General features: G+C 31.1%; 18 protein-coding genes and 1 pseudogene. 4 read left to right on the forward strand and 15 right to left on the reverse strand.

The features are described 5' to 3' along the window. Positions 1-368: 368 nt before the first annotated feature. Positions 369-560 (forward strand): annotated as a pseudogene (locus N4A57_RS08385) (Tn3 family transposase); the annotation flags it as partial. Positions 561-817: 257 nt separating this feature from the next. Here the strand turns inward: N4A57_RS08385 and N4A57_RS08390 are convergent. The 6 genes from N4A57_RS08390 to N4A57_RS08415 form a co-directional block, all read right to left on the reverse strand. After that, on the reverse strand, positions 818-1,906 hold the full coding sequence (locus N4A57_RS08390; RefSeq protein WP_293657505.1) for a YibE/F family protein: 1,089 nt from the start codon (positions 1,904-1,906) through the stop codon (positions 818-820). Between the two features lie 9 nt (positions 1,907-1,915). Then, a complete protein-coding gene (locus N4A57_RS08395; RefSeq protein ID WP_293657507.1) occupies positions 1,916-2,908 on the reverse strand; it encodes a dipeptidase in 993 nt (330 codons plus the stop codon). Between the two features lie 121 nt (positions 2,909-3,029). Further along, entirely contained in the window at positions 3,030-3,173 is a 144-nt protein-coding gene (locus tag N4A57_RS08400) for a FeoB-associated Cys-rich membrane protein (protein WP_293657508.1), read from the reverse strand. Then, positions 3,173-5,140 carry a ferrous iron transporter B gene (gene feoB, locus N4A57_RS08405; RefSeq protein ID WP_293657510.1) on the reverse strand — a complete coding sequence of 656 codons (1,968 nt, stop codon included), beginning with the start codon at positions 5,138-5,140 and terminating at the stop codon, positions 3,173-3,175. The genes N4A57_RS08400 and feoB overlap by 1 nt, the downstream gene beginning before the upstream one ends. Before the next feature lie 122 nt (positions 5,141-5,262). Next, complete coding sequence (locus N4A57_RS08410; RefSeq protein WP_293657512.1) at positions 5,263-5,478, reverse strand: FeoA family protein; 216 nt, start codon at positions 5,476-5,478, stop codon at positions 5,263-5,265. Between the two features lie 143 nt (positions 5,479-5,621). Beyond that, positions 5,622-5,930: a DUF2325 domain-containing protein gene (locus N4A57_RS08415; RefSeq protein ID WP_293657513.1), complete on the reverse strand. Its 309-nt coding sequence runs from the start codon at positions 5,928-5,930 to the stop codon at positions 5,622-5,624. A 407-nt stretch (positions 5,931-6,337) separates the two neighbouring features. Between N4A57_RS08415 and hydG the strand changes: the two genes are divergently transcribed. Beyond that, a complete protein-coding gene (gene hydG, locus N4A57_RS08420; protein ID WP_293657515.1) occupies positions 6,338-7,753 on the forward strand; it encodes a [FeFe] hydrogenase H-cluster radical SAM maturase HydG in 1,416 nt (471 codons plus the stop codon). 18 nt (positions 7,754-7,771) lie between these two features. On the opposite strand, the gene N4A57_RS08425 is transcribed toward hydG, so the two are convergent. After that, positions 7,772-8,248, reverse strand: coding sequence for a QueT transporter family protein (locus tag N4A57_RS08425; RefSeq protein WP_330671487.1), 477 nt, complete (start codon positions 8,246-8,248; stop codon positions 7,772-7,774). 508 nt (positions 8,249-8,756) lie between these two features. Between N4A57_RS08425 and tyrS the strand changes: the two genes are divergently transcribed. Continuing rightward, a complete protein-coding gene (tyrS, locus tag N4A57_RS08430; RefSeq protein ID WP_293657517.1) occupies positions 8,757-9,986 on the forward strand; it encodes a tyrosine--tRNA ligase in 1,230 nt (409 codons plus the stop codon). 337 nt (positions 9,987-10,323) lie between these two features. On the opposite strand, the gene N4A57_RS08435 is transcribed toward tyrS, so the two are convergent. The 6 genes from N4A57_RS08435 to N4A57_RS08460 all read right to left on the reverse strand — a co-directional run bounded on the left by N4A57_RS08435 (position 10,324) and on the right by N4A57_RS08460 (position 16,283). After that, positions 10,324-11,484: a class I SAM-dependent methyltransferase gene (locus N4A57_RS08435; protein WP_293657518.1), complete on the reverse strand. Its 1,161-nt coding sequence runs from the start codon at positions 11,482-11,484 to the stop codon at positions 10,324-10,326. A gap of 81 nt (positions 11,485-11,565) precedes the next feature. Continuing rightward, positions 11,566-12,393: a GGDEF domain-containing protein gene (locus tag N4A57_RS08440; RefSeq protein WP_293657520.1), complete on the reverse strand. Its 828-nt coding sequence runs from the start codon at positions 12,391-12,393 to the stop codon at positions 11,566-11,568. Between the two features lie 82 nt (positions 12,394-12,475). Next, positions 12,476-13,213, reverse strand: a complete 738-nt coding sequence (locus N4A57_RS08445; protein ID WP_293657522.1) for a polysaccharide deacetylase family protein — start codon at positions 13,211-13,213, stop codon at positions 12,476-12,478. Between the two features lie 91 nt (positions 13,214-13,304). Further along, positions 13,305-13,532, reverse strand: a complete 228-nt coding sequence (locus N4A57_RS08450; protein WP_293657523.1) for a hypothetical protein — start codon at positions 13,530-13,532, stop codon at positions 13,305-13,307. Between the two features lie 3 nt (positions 13,533-13,535). After that, complete coding sequence (locus tag N4A57_RS08455; RefSeq protein WP_293657524.1) at positions 13,536-14,711, reverse strand: Ger(x)C family spore germination protein; 1,176 nt, start codon at positions 14,709-14,711, stop codon at positions 13,536-13,538. 9 nt (positions 14,712-14,720) lie between these two features. Beyond that, a complete protein-coding gene (locus N4A57_RS08460; protein WP_293657525.1) occupies positions 14,721-16,283 on the reverse strand; it encodes a spore germination protein in 1,563 nt (520 codons plus the stop codon). Positions 16,284-16,469: 186 nt separating this feature from the next. Here N4A57_RS08460 and N4A57_RS08465 point away from each other — a divergent pair, with 186 nt between their 5' ends. After that, on the forward strand, positions 16,470-17,591 hold the full coding sequence (locus N4A57_RS08465; RefSeq protein WP_293657526.1) for a GerAB/ArcD/ProY family transporter: 1,122 nt from the start codon (positions 16,470-16,472) through the stop codon (positions 17,589-17,591). A gap of 132 nt (positions 17,592-17,723) precedes the next feature. On the opposite strand, the gene N4A57_RS08470 is transcribed toward N4A57_RS08465, so the two are convergent. Further along, positions 17,724-18,806, reverse strand: a complete 1,083-nt coding sequence (locus N4A57_RS08470; RefSeq protein WP_293657527.1) for an NAD(P)/FAD-dependent oxidoreductase — start codon at positions 18,804-18,806, stop codon at positions 17,724-17,726. Positions 18,807-18,893: 87 nt separating this feature from the next. After that, positions 18,894-19,343, reverse strand: a complete 450-nt coding sequence (locus N4A57_RS08475; RefSeq protein ID WP_293657528.1) for a hypothetical protein — start codon at positions 19,341-19,343, stop codon at positions 18,894-18,896. Positions 19,344-19,347: the final 4 nt, after the last annotated feature.

Below are 19,347 nucleotides of genomic sequence, written 5' to 3' on the forward strand. Positions count from 1 at the left end.
AAAAAACTCAGTCTCAAACTTTTTGCAAAATAACAACTTAGTCTCAAACTTTATAGAAATCAGTCTCAAACTTAATGAAAAATTATACTAAGAAATGTAGGGTATAGATATACTCAGTCTCAAACTTTATGAAAACTCATATATACAATAATGCGTTCTAGCTATGGAAAACATTATAGAAGAATGGTTCCGAAATTGTTAAAAACTTTAGAGTTTTCTTCTAATAATAATGCTCATAAACCTGTTATACATGCATTGGACATTATAAGAAAATATTCTCATACAAATATACGCTATTTTCCTAATTCTGAATACATGCCTTTTGATGGAATTATACGCCCTAAAATGAGAGAAACCGTAAAAGTTAAAATTACGGACAAAGCGATGTTGCATTTGCATTTTGTCATCTATTAGGATTTCAACTTATGCCAAGATTTAAATCAGTTCATTCAAAGAAATTACATAGACCTGATACAGGAATAGCAGCCGTTTATGAAAATTTACAATCTATTTTAACTAAGCCAATCAAATGGGATTTAATAAGAAAGCAATACGAAATATGAGTTAAATATGCCACAGCACTTCGTTTAGGTACCGCCGAGACTGAAACTATAATAAAAGGAGTATTTTAGCTCTAAATACTAAAATACTCCTTTTAGGCATATGAAAGAAATAAACTAGTCAGTTCTCTGAGGAATTTGGATTATTTTCAAGGCATGGTGGGCGACCATATTAAACATATGTAAGCGATTCCATAACGAAGAAAATAATTCAAATAACCAGTGAAATGACTAATTTATTTTTTGAATATGCCTTATTATATATTCTCTTTTTTAATTAGAAAACTTGCCACAAAGGCTGTAATAGGTATAGTCATAACCAAACCTATACTACCAGCTAAAGATCTTATTATTTCCGTAGCCACTATATCTAAATTTAATATTTTAACTAAGGAATTTTCATAGGCCATAAATAATAGGAGTAATGGAATACTACTTCCTGTATAAGCTAGTATTAGAGTATTACTCATAGTTCCCATAACATCTTTTCCCACATTCATTCCTGACATGAATAGTTCCTTCTTAGTCATAGCTTCATTAGCCTTATATATTTCTTCTATGGCTGATGATATGGACATGGCCACATCCATTACAGCTCCCAATGCTCCCATTATTATTCCTGAGAAAAGTAGACTTTTAAAGTTAAATTTTATTTCTTGGGGAATATACATAAGCATCATGGCCTCCTCACTACTAAGGCCTGTTAGTTTAGCTGTAGCCCCCACATAGTAGGCCAGTAAACCTGCTATAACTACTCCTAATGTGGTTCCTACTATGGCTGATATACTTTTAGAGTTGATTCCACCTATAATCACTAGAGTAATAACCGTAATTAAAATAGATACTCCAATAGTTAGCCATATGGGATTATATCCGTTTAATATACCAGGAAGAAGAACCTTCAAAATTAAAAACATGGTAAAAAACAATGTTATGGCAGCCTTAATTCCTTTAACTCTTCCTATCAGTATGATTAAAAATATGAATAAGAGGGCCATATATAATATTTTGTCCTTTCTAACAAAGTCAGATATGCCCACATTTAACTCTCCATCCATATTGTCTAATACAGTAACTACCTTATCACCCTTTTTCACTATTATAGAATAGGCCATATTTTCTGGTATATAATGTACTATACTAAAGGTTTCATCTTTATACTCTCCACTAGTTATTTTCACGTCTACCATTTGGTATTTTTCTGAAGATGTATCATCCACTTTAACTTCACTAGCCTTTAATATAATTCCCCTTTCCGTATGAATATTTTCATCGTTCATTTCCTCTGAAAAGGAAATGGATGTAATAGATATGATAATCATCAATATATATAGTAATTTTCTCATTTTCTCCTCCTATTTTAGTACCTTGTCATATACACGAACCCAATTGCGTCCTAATATATCATCTACATGTTCTTCCCTATAACCTCTTAATTTTAACTCTTCTTTTATTTTATAAACCTGTGAATGGTTTTTTATAATATCAAAGAACTTATTATCCTTATGTTCCTTATATTCATGCTTTCTTATGTGATCACAAAGATCAAATCCTAGGGCCACATGTTTATGACCTACTAAATTACATACATAGTCTATATGATCCACATAAGATTTATAATTGGCCCCATTATCATCTTTTGAAACAAACATATTTGCAGCATTTATTCCTATTACCCCATCCGTATGGGCTATGGCCCTTATCTGTTCATCACTCAAATTTCTACTCACATCCACTAATCCCTTACAATTAGAATGGGATGCGATTATGGGGGTTTTAGTTATTTTCATTAAATCCCAAAATCCTGGCTCATTTAAGTGACTCACATCTATTATCATCCCCAATTCTTGAGCCCTTTTAACTACCCTATGACCAAAGTTAGTAAGACCTCCTACCTGACCTTCCTCTAAGGGTGAAAAATATACGCCATCAGCAGCATAATTTCTTCTACTCCATGTAAGACCCACAAGCCTAACCCCTAGCTCATAGAATACCCTTAGTAATCCCAAATCATTATATATGGGTTCAATACCCTCAAAGGACAAAAACACCCCTAATTTATTCGATTCTAAAGCCCCATTCATATCATCTACATTCCTACAGAGTTTTATCTTGTCCCCTGATTCTTCTATTTCTTCATATAAGGAATTTATTTGATCTAATGCCCTTCTCAATGCCATTTCAGGTATAAACTGAGAATCTATAAATAGAGAAGACACTAATACATTAACTCCACCCTTTTTTAAATCTTCTAAAAAATCCTTCTCTATTACATGAGTTTTTCCCATTTTCCTCTTTCTTAATACATCATATAATAAATCAAAATGTCCATCTATAGTGACCTTCATACTCCCCCTCCTCTTCTAAGGCATCTGCCTAAACTCAAGTATATAATAGTAATCCTTTTTAAACAAGAAAAAAACCTTCATATATATGGTAAGGAATAACCATATATATGAAGGTATAATTTTATTTTTTAGTATTGCACTTACTCTTGCTAGAACAAGTACTACAGCCACCACATCTACTATTTTTCACGTCATTACGTGCTCTTTTAAAAGCCCATAATACAATGGCTCCAAAGACAATTCCAACTATTACATTGGATAGCATTATGCACCAACCCTTAATTCGTTTTCTAATTTAGCACGTTCCTTATCCGCCTTTTTAATTGCTGTAACAAGGTATACTACAGTAGCAACTAATATAACAATAGCTGGAACAAAACCTGTTGCTGGCGTACCATATACTATTAATGAACCTATTTGAGTAACTAACATGGCTAATATATATCCTACTCCAAATTGGAATGCAAGACCTTTAAATAACCATTTTTTAGAACCCATTTCTGAATTCATAGCACCCATTGCTGCAAAACATGGTGGTGTGAATAAGTTAAACAATAAGTATGCAAAAGCAGTTACTGGTGTAAACATTTCTGATAGTGCTCCTCCAGGTAAATGAAGTGCTTCTTCAGAGGCTACAGCTAATAATACGGCAAAGGTAGCCACTACATTTTCCTTAGCAATAAATCCAGTTATGGCTGCTGCTGCCAATTGCCATCCTATAAATCCTAGAGGTATTAATATAGGAGCAATAAGTCTTCCTAATGAAGCTAATATACTTAAGCCCTGGTCTTCCACTGGATTAAGTCCCCAGCTATAGGCTTGAGCAAACCATACAAATGTATTACATACTAATATGATAGTTGTTGCCTTATAGATAAATCCTTTAGCCTTATCTATCATTTGTTTAAATGCATGAGTTAAACTAGGCCATTTGTATTCCGGAAGCTCCATTATGAACATGGAAGTATTTTCCCATACAAATAATTTCTTTAACAAAAGTCCTCCAATAACAATCATAGTTATGGCAATTATATACATACTCGGTGCAACCCATGTACTTTCTGGGAAGAATACTGCTGCAAATAAAGCTATGATTGGTAACTTTGCACCACACGGCACAAAAGGTGTAAGAATTGTTGTCATTCTCTTTTCATTCATATCTTCAATAGTTCTTGTGGCCATAACTCCTGGTATAGCACAACCAGAACCTACGATCATTGGAATTATAGATTTTCCAGATAAACCGATTTTCTTAAAGAATCTATCCATTATTACGGCAACTCTAGCCATATATCCACAATCTTCAAGTAATGATAAACAAAAGAATAGTACCATGATTAAAGGTAAGAAACCTATTACAGCTCCTACTCCTCCAATAGCTCCATCTACTATAAGGGCTTGAAGAAGTGGACTAACTCCTAATCCTTCAAAAAGGCCATTAACTGCCTCTGGAACTATCTCACCAAATAATACATCATTAAAATATCCTGATAAATATCCGCCAAGACCTTCAATTGAAAAAGTATACACTCCCCACATTATAAGAAAGAATATAGGTAAACCTAACCATTTATGGGCTACAATTCTATCTACCTTATCAGAAAGGGTAACTTCATCTACTCTTCTCTTTTTAACTTGGCATTTACTTATAATATCATCTACAAATTCTTGTCTCTTTTTATCTGAATCGGCTGATTCTTTTCCTTTAAATTTCGGTGCAACTTGAGTTTTACTTTCTTTCCCTAGGGCTATGGCTTCATTCATAAGATTTAATAATCCATCTTCTGACGTAGCCGTTGTAGATATAACTTTAGAATTAAGAAGTTTTCCTAAAGTGCCTTTATCTACTTCATCTCCCCTTTTATTTAATATGTCCATTTTATTAAGTGCAATTACTACAGGAATACCTAGTTCCATAAGTTGAGTTGTGAAAAATAAACTTCTACTAACATTAGCTCCATCTACAATATTTACTATAACGTCCGGTTTCTCATCTAAAATAAAATCCCTTGTGATTGCTTCTTCTCCAGTAAATGGAGATATGGAGTATGCTCCTGGAAGGTCAACTATAGTTATATCTTCTTTTTTAGGATTATACTTCTTTTTAAGACTACCCTCTTTCTTCTCTACAGTAACTCCAGACCAGTTTCCCACTGTTTCTGTCTTTCCTGTAATGGCATTAAACAGTGTAGTTTTCCCACAGTTAGGGTTACCTGCCAATGCAATTTTCATACTAACTCCCCCTCTATAAACAATAATTATTATTTGGATTCAATAATCATTCTCAATATGTATTCAAAATATAATATGCTATTTCATAGCATATTATTAATTTATTCATATTAATCTTTGCCTTATCCTTGAAGAATGATAGATTTAGCCATTCCTTCATCAATGGCGTATCTACTGTCTTTAATATTAATTACATAATTCCCTGCTAATTTAGAAATAAGAGTAACCTCTTGACCCTCAAAACATCCTAATGAAAATAGGAATTTTTTAATTTTTTCTTTCCCTTCAACCTTTTCAATTGTAAATGTTTCTCCTACTTTTGCCTTTGATAATAACATAATAAAATCACCTTATTTCTAATATTTCGTTCCGTATTGTTACTCATTCTTCCTTGATAAATATTATCATAAGCTAAAATCTTTGTCAATAAATAATTAACAAATTATATCTCCAAATAAAAAGCATGGACGATCCATGCCATTTACTGTATATTCTTCGTACACTTTCTACATTCCCTACATCTTTCTAGTTGAATTTTCAAATCACTTACAGACCTTTTGGCGAAAATACAGGGAACCTCTATGTTTTTTATTTCCTTTTTAATTATCTTAGCTAAGTTGTGTTCTATGTAATCGTATAAAACAATGACCATATCTATATTTTTAGGTATGGTCATATTTCTCATGCCTTTTTTTCTTCCCTTCCAATGTATAAAGTCCGTTATTCCCTTTTCATTTAATACATCAGGTATGTTACCTAGCTTATCCGCACCTACCACTAAAGCAGTCATAATTTTTACCTCCTTTTTAAATGATAATGATTATCACTATTATATATTCATCTTAATTACTTGTCAATGGAATTTTTATCTAATGCATGTTTTTGTTGAATTTACATATGGTAAATAATAATTAATTAGGGTATAATTTATATAATCAATCCTCCCATAGGAGTTTTTCTCCTATGGGGGCCATTACAAATTATTTCTTACCTAATTACAAAGTAATCTGAGTAAAAGGGAAGGATGTTATAGGTCTACCTTATTTTATAAGTATTTAAATAGGATATTAGATTTCATTAACTTTTATCCAATCTTAATCCTTATATTCTATGGACTATCCTTTTATAACTTCCTATACTCAGGAAGATTTTTTTATTTTTCTATGAATAATATAGGTTTAAGGAGGTTTTTTTAAATTGGAAAGATTAAAAGCTGTAGAATTTATTAACCATGAAGAAATATTATCTTCTATAAAATATGGTGAAGAAAAATCAAAGGATAAAAGTTATGTTAAAAGTCTTTTAGAAAAGGCTCGAAAATTAGAAGGCCTTACCCATAAAGAGGCATCAGTTTTATTAAATATAGATGATGGGGAAATATTAAATGAAATTTACAAGGAAGCAAAGGAAATAAAGGAAAATATATACGGGAAAAGAATAGTAATGTTTGCTCCCCTATATGTTAGCAATCATTGTGTGAATAATTGTGTCTATTGTGGATATAAACATTCTAATCTAAATTTACAAAGAAAAAGGTTAACTATGGATGAATTGGCAAATGAGGTTAAAATATTAGAAGGTTTAGGTCATAAAAGACTTGCACTAGAAGCTGGAGAAGATAATGTTAATTGTTCACTAGATTATATATTAGAATGTATTAATACTATATATTCCTTAAAGTTTAACAATGGTAGTATCAGAAGAATTAATGTGAACATAGCTGCTACTACGGTAGATAACTATAAAAGATTGAAGGATGCAGATATAGGTACTTATATATTGTTCCAAGAAACTTATCATAAGGAAACATACGAAAAAATCCACCCTACTGGCCCTAAGCATAACTATGAATGGCATACTACAGCCATGGATAGGGCTATGGAGGCTGGCATTGACGATGTGGGTATCGGTACCCTATATGGACTTTATGATTATAAATACGAAACTATTGCCATGTTAATGCACGCAGAGCATTTAGAAGATACTTTTGGTGTAGGACCTCATACCATATCTGTACCAAGACTTAGGAATGCCCTAGATGTGGATACGAAGAATTTCCCATATCTTGTAAATGATCATGATTTTAAAAAAATCGTAGCTGTTTTGAGATTGGCCGTTCCTTATACGGGAATGATTTTATCTACGAGAGAAGAGCCTGAGTACAGAAGTGAAGTCATGGCCCTTGGTGTTTCTCAAATAAGTGCCGGCTCTTGTACAGGAGTTGGTGGTTACCTAGAAGAATATGAACATATTAATGAAAGAAGAAAACCTCAATTTGAAGTGGGAGATCATCGTTCTCCTATTGAAATATTAAAGGAACTTTGTGAAACGGGATATTTACCAAGTTATTGTACTGCCTGTTATAGAGAAGGCCGTACAGGAGATAGATTCATGAGATTGGCTAAGACTGGTCAAATTCAAAATGTATGTTTGCCTAATGCCCTACTTACTTTTAAAGAATTTTTGTTAGATTATGCTGATGATGATTTAAAAGGAAAGGGTGAAGATGTAATAGATAAATTTTTAAATGATATTCCTAATGAAAAGGCAAAATCAGCTGCCACTTCCCTTTTAAGAAGACTCGAAAAGGGGGAAAGGGATCTAAGGTTTTAAGGGCTGTGGGGACGGTTATTATCGTCCCCTTTTAAATAAAGTATTCTCATATTTTTCTAAAATCATCATTAATGGATATCCTAACCCATAGCAGGCTACCATTTGTCCTAGGCCTACCCAAAGGGCACTTGCAAAAAATGGAAGATTGGACAAGTAATTTAATATAAGCCCTATGGCAACTGCATTTATAAGTACAGGAGGTAATGGAACTAATATTTTTTTAGGCATTTTGTATGATGCAAAGGCAGCAAATAGGGTTGCCAAACTACCAAATACTATATCAACCATACCTCCACCACCATATACATTAGCAATTACACAGCCTACAAATAGTCCTGGAATGGCTGCTGGTGTAAAAAAAGGCAATACGGTTAATGCCTCTGAAACTCTTACCTGCATAGGACCATAACTTATTGGAGCAAATATTATGGTAAGTACCACATATATGGCTCCTATTATGGCCCCATGTACTAAAAATCTAGTCTTATTTTTCATGTCTATAACTCCCCATAGTTTTTAATGTGAAAATATTTCCAACTGACTTATCTATTTTAAAGGTTTTCATTAAGTTTTTCAATGTTTTTCTTTTATTTAGGTTTTTCACTTTCATTATTTATTATTCATATTAGGCACGTTAAAAAAATAAACTAGACATATTGGGAAGTAATTTTGATTATGTCTTAAACAAAATCTTGTCATTATGCATGAATATATGTTAATATAGGATAAAATAATAATGATACAGACATTGAGGATTATTTATTAAGTTATCATGGTTACAATTCAGAGAGTAGATTGGTTGGTGAAAAATCTATAGGACATGATATACGAATTACACTAATCTGAGTTTCAAATTTAAATTTGACGGTCCCCACCCGTTATAGTGGATATGAGGCTTTATGCAAATTAAGGTGGTACCACGGGTCCTCTCGTCCTTAAAAGATGAGAAGGCCCTTTTTTTGTTGAAATAATATTTATAAATTTATGAAAGGAAGTGAAGTTAATGGCTAATGTATTTGATACTCTTAAGGAAAGAGGATTTATACAACAAACAACTCACGAAAATGAAATCAGAGAACTTTTAGGTAAGGAATCTGTTACTTTCTATATTGGTTTTGACCCTACTGCAGATAGTTTACATGTGGGACACTTTTTACAAGCAATGACCATGATGCATATGCAAAGGGCAGGTCATAGACCTATCGTTTTATTAGGTGGAGGCACTACCATGGTAGGAGACCCATCTGGAAAAACTGATATGAGAAAGATGCTTTCAGTAAAAGATATTGACTCTAATGCTGAAAACTTTAAAAAACAATTATCTAGATTTATAGATTTCACTGATGACAAAGCACTTATGGTTAATAATGCAGATTGGTTAAGGGATTTAAATTATTTGGAATTCCTAAGGGAAGTGGGAGCTAATTTCTCTGTTAATAGAATGTTAGGTGCAGAGTGTTTCAAGTCTCGTATGGAAAAGGGATTATCATTTTTAGAGTTTAACTATATGATAATGCAAGCTTACGATTTTTATGTATTAAATGAAAAATATGGTTGTAAAATGGAAATGGGTGGAGATGACCAATGGTCTAATATTATTGCCGGCTCTAACCTAATCAGAAGAAAGTCAGGTAAACCAGCCTTTGGTATGACCTTTACACTACTTACTACTAGCGAAGGTAAAAAGATGGGTAAAACAGAAAAGGGTGCCCTTTGGTTAGATCCAGAAAAGACTTCTCCCTATGAGTTCTTCCAATACTGGAGAAATGTGGCTGATGCTGACGTGGAAAGATGTCTATCCCTATTAACATTCTTACCAATGGATGAAGTTAGAAGATTATCTGCCCTAGAAGGAGCAGAAATAAATAAGGCTAAAGAAATATTAGCATTTGAAGTAACTAAATTAGTTCATGGTGAAGAAGAAGCTACTAAGTCATTAGAAGCTACTAAGGCTTTATTTGGAAAGGGACCTGCTAGTGCCAATGTTCCTTCTACAGAAATGATTTCTTCTGAGTTCACTGAAGGCATTGGACTACTTAAATTACTTTGTGATTTAGGCCTTACTCCTTCTGTTAGTGAAGCTAGACGTTTAGTAAAACAAGGTGGAGTATCTTTAAATGGAGAAAAAGTTACTGACTTTAAATATGAAGTGACTTTAAATGATTTTAAAGATAATGAGCTAATGATTAAAAAGGGTAAGAAGACTTACCATCAAGTTAAGATTAGTGAATAATAATAAGGACGGTTTTATCCGTCCTTTTAAATTGTTGATAAGTTTATAATATTTGTGAAATATCCACATATTTATTCAATGTTTCAACAGCCTTATGGATTTCGTAACACTAAGATTTCTTTATACAGTAACTTGCCTGTAAGGGGAAATATATTGAAAATTTTGGAAATTGAGGAACGTCACAACATCCTATGCTACTCCAACATGACTCATGAACCTATCTACGAAGATTCACACTTTCGCTTGTGACAAGGACTTCAATGGAAAAAATTTTCAATATATTTTCCTGAAGTAGGCTCACATAAAGCTAGTTTATAAATACGAAATCTATATCTACCTAAATATTGATCATATTGTTTTCTACTAGTAGTTTTTCTAAATATGGCTCTATACTTAAAAATTCTTTAAAATCCTTATACTCTTTTAATAGTTCTTCCCTTTTATTGTTAGATTTGATTGCCCTTATTAACAGATTTTTAGGTGTATGCTCCGTTTCTATAAACTCTATTATTTGAGTGTCATATCCTATTAATTCTAGTAGATTTACACGGGCCGAATCAGTAGCTAGGGAACTAAATCTTTCCTTTATTATTCCATGCTTTAGGATTGGTTTTAAAGTTTCACTCTTTACTTGATTCATAAGTTCATGTTGACAACAAGGAACAGATAATATAATTTCACTATTCCAACATATGGCCTTAAATAATGCCATATCTGTAGCCGTATCACAAGCATGAAGAGTTACTACCATATCCACCTGATCAAACTCATTAAATTCTCCTATATTACCCACTTGAAAGGATAAATTCATATATCCTAAGTTTTTAGATACTTGGTTACAATACTCTACCACATCTTTTTTTAAGTCTAAACCTATAATATTAACCTTTAAGTTTAATACTTTAACTAAATAGTAGTATAGGGCAAAGGTTAAATATGACTTTCCACAGCCAAAATCTATTATCTTCAATTCTTTATCCTTATGTAAATTACTTTCCACATCCCTTACCATTTCTAAAAATCTATTTATTTGTCTAAACTTATCTCTCTTTTGACTTTTAACCTTTCCTTCCTTATTCATAACTCCTAAGTACATTAAAAAATCACAGGGTTTATCCTCTTCTATTATGTATTTTTTCTTCCTATTATGACTTATGTTTCCTAATTTTTTACTTGGTTTTTTCTTTAATATTTTTTCTTTAAATTTCTTACTCACCAATATTTGATAATCATTTTCTACTCCATATATTTGACATTGTTTAAAATCTAAATTAATATAATTCCTCATTTTTTCTATAGCTTCATCTTTAGATATATTTTTATGGATTTCTTTATTATCATATACATAGGTGAATTGATATAATAATTCATCCTTTATAAGGATAGGTCTTATGTTAACCTTATTATATTCAATATCCTTTTTTCTTTTATTGCTTAATATAGCCTGTATTAATTCTTCATTTTCCATGATATCTTTAACTATTTCCTTGGAATTCATTTTTTACTTCCTCTCTGTATTATCATATTATCTTAATTATACCTCAATAGTTAAAAATAGCTAAAGTAAAGCTTTAGCTATTTAATAATCTTTTTTATATGTATTTTTTCCAAGTTTCTTAGCTTCATACATGGCCTTATCTGCATGATTTATTATGGACTCCATATCATTTCCATCCTTAGGAAATATGCCAATACCTATACTACAAGTTATGTTCATTTTTTTTCCTTTCAATATTATAGGCCTTTGTAGTTCTTCTATTATCCTCTCAGCCACAAAATTTACAATTTCTGTTTTAGGCAGATCTTCTAAGACTACTAAAAATTCATCTCCTCCAAACCTGGCTATTAGATCCCCTTTTCTTAGGGCTCTTTTTATGTGATTACTTACAATTTTTAATGCTTGGTCTCCTGCCATATGACCATACTTATCATTAATACTTTTAAAATTATCTAAATCAATAAACATGAATCCTATATTTTTATTTTCTGCCATGGCATTATTAAAAATTCCATTCACATAATGATCCACATATCTTCTGTTTGGCAAGTTTGTAACCGTATCATGATAAGCAATATAGTTTGCTTCTTCTTCTTTTATTTTATATGTACTAACATCTATTAATTGTATCCATATATAATCTTTATTTTTTAGGTTTATTCTTCTTAAGTAAATATCAAACCAACTGTGAAAAACAAACCTATTCCTTAATATATAATCTGTTTCTATTTTATTCCTAATATTTTCATTTATATCTGGAATAAGTTTTTCTATTTTATTGTCCTTACTCAAGTCCATATTAAATAGACCCTTAGCTTTTTCGTTTATATCTACTATATTATAACTATTATAATCTACTATAAACATAGGATGAAATCCTTGGTAGAAAAAAAACATATCACTTTTCATATTTATCCCCTTCGTTATCAACAGGCCCTAAATACTATATTATTCTACAATTAATAGAATTATCCTTTTAAATTTTTTATATTTATTCCTCTTGTAGATTTAGTAATTCTGAAACCGTTAAAAACTCAAAACCTTTTTTCTTTAATTCTGGCAATATAATCTCTAAAGCTTCTATGGTGTGGCACTTTCCTTCCACGTAATCATGTAATAATATAATATCTCCATTTTTAGTTTTATTCAATACAGTGTTTACTATTTTATCTACTCCAGGACTACTCCAATCCTTTGAATCTTGATGGGTAGACCATAAAACAACACTACACCCAGCCTGAGATGCCATATTTTTAATCATATTATTATAAAAGCCAAAGGGAGGTCTAAAAAGTGTAGCTTTTTTTCCTGTCACCTTATATATTATATCTTGGGTGTCTTGAAACTCTTTCCATATTTTATTAGAAGAATTAGTTCTTATATTAATATGTGAAAAAGTATGATTTCCCACTTCATGACCTGAAAGGACCTGTCTTTTCACCACTTCAGGATATAACTTCACATGTTTTCCTATTACAAAAAAAGTAGCTTTAGCATGATATTTTTCTAACAAATCTAATATTTTAGGGGTATATCTTGGGTGAGGACCATCATCAAAGGTGAGGGCCACTACTTTTTTATCCTTTGGTCCATTTAATATTATTTCTCTACTATTTTCCACATCAAAAAAAGTTTCTATAAACACTTTATTCAACATGATATTGTTAATTTGTATTAATGAAATCATTATTATTATAAACATTAAAGAGTAGAATATTTTTTTATACATGGTCATTACTCCTTTTTTATTCTTCTCTTTATATTTATTATTTTTTTATAATTATATGAGTATAGATTTATCATGTCCATTACTCTTGATTTTATAGGGTTACTCCATATATGGCATTTACTATTTTAGCAAAAACCATATTCATACCTTCTGTAGGTCCAGGTAGAGGTTTTCCTATCATATAAAAGTAGGAGTATATTGTACTGATTAAAATGAAAGTATTTCCTATAATCATCTCTCTCATAAGTTTATTTTTTCTACAATAAATGGTATATATTATTATGCTCATAAGAAATATTGACATTACTATGTATAACATATTTTACTTCACCTGCTTAATCCTATCTCCTATTAGGTTAAAGCCCTTTATATTCACTTTAACTTCATATTTTATGGGAATTTCCTTAAATATTTTGTGCCAATCATCTTTTATTTCTTTCCATACTTTTGGATATTTTTTATGAATTTCTTCACCTATTCCAAATATGTCCGAGTTCAATTCCTTTGCCTTTTTAACAGAGGCTTTCATTCGATTTTCTACTTCTTTAGCCGCCATCTCTTCTATTTTTTTTATGAGTTCTTTATCATTTAATCTTAATTCTTCTGTGGTCTCAACTATTAATGTATCTAATTCTACCTTTATGTTTGCCCCTATCTTATTTTCATCCATATTAATTTCAATTTTGCTATCTGGTTTTTCATGGTCTAAGAATACATACTGATCTTCATTTATTTTTGCAGGAATTCCTCCTGACTTAGCTTTTCCTGTAATGAACAAAAAACCACTAGTTTCTAAGTCATTTAAAAACCCTGCCAGTTTCATTCCCTTAAAAACGGAAGCTCCTTCTAAAGCTATAAACTTGTAATCTTTCTCTGTATTCAATTTCATTATGGTTTCCCTATTAGACGAAAATGTAATCTCCCTGTCCCTAGAATATGTGAGTCTTCCACACACACTTCCTAATGTTTTACTATCCATACTCTGTAAAAAATCCTTTAATTTTTCCACATAAGCTTTAGTATAATCTGATGTATTTTCAATCAAACCACTAATTTCAGAGGATAGACTAGTCTCTAAGTCAGAAGGTGATGATAAAGCTTCATCTGCCCTTCCTTCACATACTATTATATTATTTGAATATCTTATTTGTTGATTTCTAGAAAGATAATCTATAACCTTGTACATATCCTTTCTAGCCAATTTTTCTCCTATTATTACTAATTTACTGTGATACCATTCTGGTTTTTTGCTAGAATATTTTCTTATGTTCTTACTAGCATCCATTAAAGTTTTTCCCTTTGCTTTACCATACCATGTAGTTGATTGCTGCACTTCACTTCCTAAGGGTATAACCATAAGTACACTCATGGTTATTTGCCCATCATCTTCTAAATCCACTCCCATGGCTGTAACTATACCCACTTCCTTTAATTCAGTTTTTCCCCAGCAACCTGTCATTAACAAGCTCATTATAAGAATTATTCCTATCTTTTTCAAATTTCTCACCTATACTTTATTTATAGAGTTATTAGTTTTTTTAGGCATATTATTTCCCTTTTGTTTTCTTTTAGATTTAGGATTTATGAAGGTTGGCCTTTTTTTATTGGCCCATATGGGTACCTTATAAAATACATCTTGCCAATCCCTTATATTCATAGGAGCAAGGGGAGATAAATAGGGTACTCCAAAGGACCTTAGGGACACTAAATGTATAAATATAATCATTAAACCTGTTACTAATCCTAAAATTCCCAACATGGATGACAATATTATTAATGCAAATCTCAAAAGTCTTATGGAAATTTCCATGGAGTATACGGGTATGGCAAAGGATGAAATTCCAGTTAATGCCACAATAATAACTATTTCTTGAGATACTAATCCAGCCTTTACTGCTCCCTGTCCAATAACTAATGCTCCCACTATACTTACAGCTGAACCAATGGGTTTTTGCAATCTAAGGCCTGCCTCCCTTAGTAATTCAAAGGTCATTTCCATTAATAATACTTCAATAGTTGCTGAAAAAGGTACTTCTGCATGGGCTGCCGATATTCTAATTAGTAATGTGGTAGGTATCATAGCCCTATGAAAGGTACTCAAAGCTATGTAAAACCCTGGTGTGATTAAGGATGTAAATAAAGCCGTATATCTTAACATTCTCACAAAGGTAGCTATATAAAATTTTGAATAATAATCCTCCGGTGCTGTTAAAAAATCTATGAATACACCAGGAACTATTAATGCAAAGGGAGACCCATCTACTAATAAGACTACTCGCCCTTCACTTAAAGCAGCAGTGCATGTATCTGGCCTTTCTGTATGGACCATTTGTGGAAATACAGATAAGGGAGAATCCTCAATCAAATGCTCTATATATCCGCTATCTATTATTGTATCTATTTCTATCTTATCTAATCTTTTTTTTACTTCTTTCACTAGATTATCATCTACTATATGTTTTAAATAGCATATAGTAATATTAGTCCTACTTATTTTACCTGCATTAATATTTTCCATCTTTAAATTATTACTTTTTAACCTTTTTCTTATTAGGGATGTATTGGCCCTTAAATTTTCCGTAAAACCTTCAAAGGGTCCCCTTATGTTAGATTCTGTTACCGGCTGTGTTATAGTTCTTCCAGGAGGTTTTATAGTGGACAAACACAGTGCCAAATCTGTACTATCAATAAATAAAATAGTATTTCCCTCTACTATTTTTTTAACACAATCTTCTATAGTCTCTACTTCCCCTATTTCTCCTAGGGGTAAATCATAGTCCTTGATTGTATCTATCAAACACTTTTCTTTTATCTTTACAGGATCATGACAGTCTCTTATGTTTATTAAAATATTACTAAGTACATTATCCTGCAAAACTTGTTTATCTACTATGCCATCAATATAAAATATAAATATTCTAGTATGGGTTTTACTCAATTTAAACTCCCTAGTAACTAGATCAGAACAATCTTTAAATTTTTCTTTTAACCTGTTAATATTTTTATCTATATTTTTGCTTAGATACTCTACTTCTTCCTTTTTCTTATTTCTCTTTCTATTAAAAAACATGACCCATCTTCCTCATAATAGTTTTTTTTAGTTTTCCTAAAATTCCTATAAACTATTCTTTTTTACCAATCTGAAATAGGCTCACATAAAGCTAGTTTATAAATCTATATAAATGAGTATATTAAACAATTTTTTTACAAAAACTATCCTTCACATACTCTTAATATTTATAAAAGGAGAATTATAATGAGATTTAATACAAGTACATCAATTGAGGAGCATAATATTTCCTCCTTTCAAACGGCCTTAGTACTCCTTACTTACATATTATCTACGGCAGGCATTGTTTTGCCCGCTTCCATAGCTCAGGAAGCAAGTATAGATGGGTGGTTAAGTGTTTTAATGGCTACCATATGTGGAATATTTATCATGTATATATACATATTAATAACTGATATATATCCATATATGTCCCTTATGGAAATAAATAATGAAGTATTTGGTAAATTTTTTGGCTCCCTTTTGAATTTTCTTTTTATGTATTATTTTTTTGAAATGGCAAGGTTAGTATTAGGAGAATTTGGTCAATTTTTAAAGGACACTACCAATCAAGTTACACCTTTTATAATATTTTATATCATTGGGGTCAGTATAAGTATTTTAGCCCTAACAAAGGGATTAGAAATAGTCTGTAGATTAAATGAATTATTACTTCCTATTGGCACAATAGCCATAGGTCTCATATTAATTGGTAACCTTAAAAATCTAAACTTTTCTAACTACCTTCCCCTATTAGACAATGGTTTTTATCCTGTATTTAAGGGAACAATTTTGCTAAATGGTTGGTTGGCAGAACTAGTCATAGTAATACAACTATCAAAATTTATTAAGGAAAGAAAACACATAAAAAAAATACTTTTTTCATCCGTATTAGCCATAGGATTATCCTTTAGTGTGGGTATATTGATAATAGCTGTATTTGGTAGTATAACAAGAAATTTAATGTATCCTGCTTACAACTTTGTTAGGTATGCTAGCTTTGGCAAATCCCTTGCCCATTTAGATGTTTTATTCATAAGTGTATGGATAATGGGTATATTTATAAAAATATCCCTTCTTATCTATGGGTTTTGGTCTTGTGTTTATGAAATATTTAAAATTAGAAATCACAATTCATTATTGTTTCCCATATTCCTATTACTAATTTCCATGGCTATGACAACCATCAAAAGGGATGGGTCTTTAATTTTATATCTACACTATACCTTCCCTCTCTTATCCATTTCTATGGGATATATAATTCCTATATTTATCCTTTTATGTGTATCTATAAAAAATAAATTCTACAAAAATAAAAAAACAAATTAGTCATTTCACTGGTTATTTGAATTATTTTCTTCGTTATGGAATCGCTTACATATGTTCAATATGCTCGCTCACCATGCCTTGAAAATGATCCAAATTCCTCAGGAAATTGACTAGTTTATTTTTTTCATATGCCTAAAGAATTTTATTTTTTATTTTATCAAAAATACTAAAGGAAGTTCCTCCCCATTTTACTACATCCATATTTGTATAATACATGGCATGTTTTATACCTGGAGTTCCTATGGCTTTAATTAACTTATCATAATCTTTATTTGTCATTTTATTATATTTCTTTCTAAACTCATGCATCCATAAATTTCTTTTTACTAAATCATCAATCAATTTATCATAACTCTTATTTTTGGCAATTGATCTAGCTGCCATAACTCCTTGAGTTATACTATTTAGTTGACCAAATCCTAAAAATGGATCTATTCCTCCTGCTGCATTTCCTACAAAATATATATTGTTTATTTTTCTAGGATAACAATATCCAGCCATATGTTCTAACATGAAGGACTGTAATATTTTATTTCTTATATTTTCAGTTTCTAGAAATCGTGTCCAATACATATCCATTTCTTTCTCTTTTATGTCTGTTACTATTAATAGCAATGTGGCTGTTTTCTTATCTATTGGAGTTAAGTAAGCATAACCTTGTTTACAATAATCCTTATTTATCCACACTATTAATGTATCCATAGTAAAATTACCCCTTATAACGGCTCCCTTTACTATGGTCTTTACCCAATTTTGCCAACATCCCTTTTCCCATGCTCCATAATGATTTCCCGTTGCCCAAATCACATGGTCATATTCTTTAGATAATTCATCCATATTTCCCATGGTACTAAAAATTATATTAGGATTTTTTAATTGATTAAAGATCTGATTTTTAAGGGAATTTTCATGATTTCCCCGATACACTAAATATCCCATTTTGGACTTTTTTAATATTGTAGTTTCATTGGGAGAATGATGGACAATTTTATTTAGTGGACTCAATTCCTTTATTTTTATTTTATAATTTTTTCTGAAATACTTAATAGGGTCTCCCTTGGTTCTATCTAATATATTTAAAAATGCCGCCACATGGGGTATGCCCTCTCCAATATAATTATTTCTTTCAAATATGGTATAGGATATGTTATATTTTTCTAGTTGGTGGGCACAGGAAAGACCTGCAACGCCCCCTCCTACAATGGCTACCTTCATATCATCCTCAATTCCTTTTACATATAATAAGCCAAACCAAAGTCAAACTTCCAATAAATGTCAAACTCAAAGTGTAAGTGATCGTACTCATAAGCTTTCTCTCCATTTGTCTAATACTACTAAATTAAACCAACTTATGGTTATTATAGTTAGTATATCTATTGTCAAACTTTCTGCCCAAGTCCAATTTATATATATTAAATCTCCCCTTAATAAAAGGGCGTATTCTACACAATAAAATAATATACTTAGTACAAATACATTTAAAATCCTATATGATTTTTTTCTAGGATAGTATTGGGAGCTTAACACGCCCATGACTAAAGGAACACTAAAGGTGAACAAAATAGGAACTCCCCTTATTTCAAATAGGTGATTTACGGTTTTATATAAATTATGACCTATAAAAAGCATATCTACTAAGAACTCCATGAAAGCCGTTAATATACCTGTCCATATGGTATATTTTAGGCTTTTAAAATCTACTACTAGAAAAAACATTATCCAACTTATTACAAATAGTATTATCCATGACATATAC

It is taken from the genome of Anaeromicrobium sp., from assembly GCF_025210435.1.
GTDB lineage: Bacteria > Bacillota > Clostridia > Peptostreptococcales > Thermotaleaceae > Anaeromicrobium.

Coding starts and splice junctions, on each gene's coding strand:
- N4A57_RS08475 (WP_293657528.1), bottom strand. CDS start 19,343: ATGTCATGGATAATACTATTTGTAATAAGTTGGATAATGTTTTTTCTA.
- tyrS (WP_293657517.1), top strand. CDS start 8,757: ATGGCTAATGTATTTGATACTCTTAAGGAAAGAGGATTTATACAACAA.
- N4A57_RS08400 (WP_293657508.1), bottom strand. CDS start 3,173: ATGCTATCCAATGTAATAGTTGGAATTGTCTTTGGAGCCATTGTATTA.
- N4A57_RS08425 (WP_330671487.1), bottom strand. CDS start 8,248: ATGAAAAATAAGACTAGATTTTTAGTACATGGGGCCATAATAGGAGCC.
- N4A57_RS08445 (WP_293657522.1), bottom strand. CDS start 13,213: ATGTATAAAAAAATATTCTACTCTTTAATGTTTATAATAATAATGATT.
- N4A57_RS08415 (WP_293657513.1), bottom strand. CDS start 5,930: ATGACTGCTTTAGTGGTAGGTGCGGATAAGCTAGGTAACATACCTGAT.
- feoB (WP_293657510.1), bottom strand. CDS start 5,140: ATGAAAATTGCATTGGCAGGTAACCCTAACTGTGGGAAAACTACACTG.
- N4A57_RS08460 (WP_293657525.1), bottom strand. CDS start 16,283: ATGTTTTTTAATAGAAAGAGAAATAAGAAAAAGGAAGAAGTAGAGTAT.
- N4A57_RS08435 (WP_293657518.1), bottom strand. CDS start 11,484: ATGAATTCCAAGGAAATAGTTAAAGATATCATGGAAAATGAAGAATTA.
- N4A57_RS08390 (WP_293657505.1), bottom strand. CDS start 1,906: ATGAGAAAATTACTATATATATTGATGATTATCATATCTATTACATCC.
- N4A57_RS08395 (WP_293657507.1), bottom strand. CDS start 2,908: ATGAAGGTCACTATAGATGGACATTTTGATTTATTATATGATGTATTA.
- N4A57_RS08470 (WP_293657527.1), bottom strand. CDS start 18,806: ATGAAGGTAGCCATTGTAGGAGGGGGCGTTGCAGGTCTTTCCTGTGCC.
- N4A57_RS08465 (WP_293657526.1), top strand. CDS start 16,470: ATGAGATTTAATACAAGTACATCAATTGAGGAGCATAATATTTCCTCC.
- N4A57_RS08450 (WP_293657523.1), bottom strand. CDS start 13,532: ATGTTATACATAGTAATGTCAATATTTCTTATGAGCATAATAATATAT.
- N4A57_RS08410 (WP_293657512.1), bottom strand. CDS start 5,478: ATGTTATTATCAAAGGCAAAAGTAGGAGAAACATTTACAATTGAAAAG.
- N4A57_RS08440 (WP_293657520.1), bottom strand. CDS start 12,393: ATGAAAAGTGATATGTTTTTTTTCTACCAAGGATTTCATCCTATGTTT.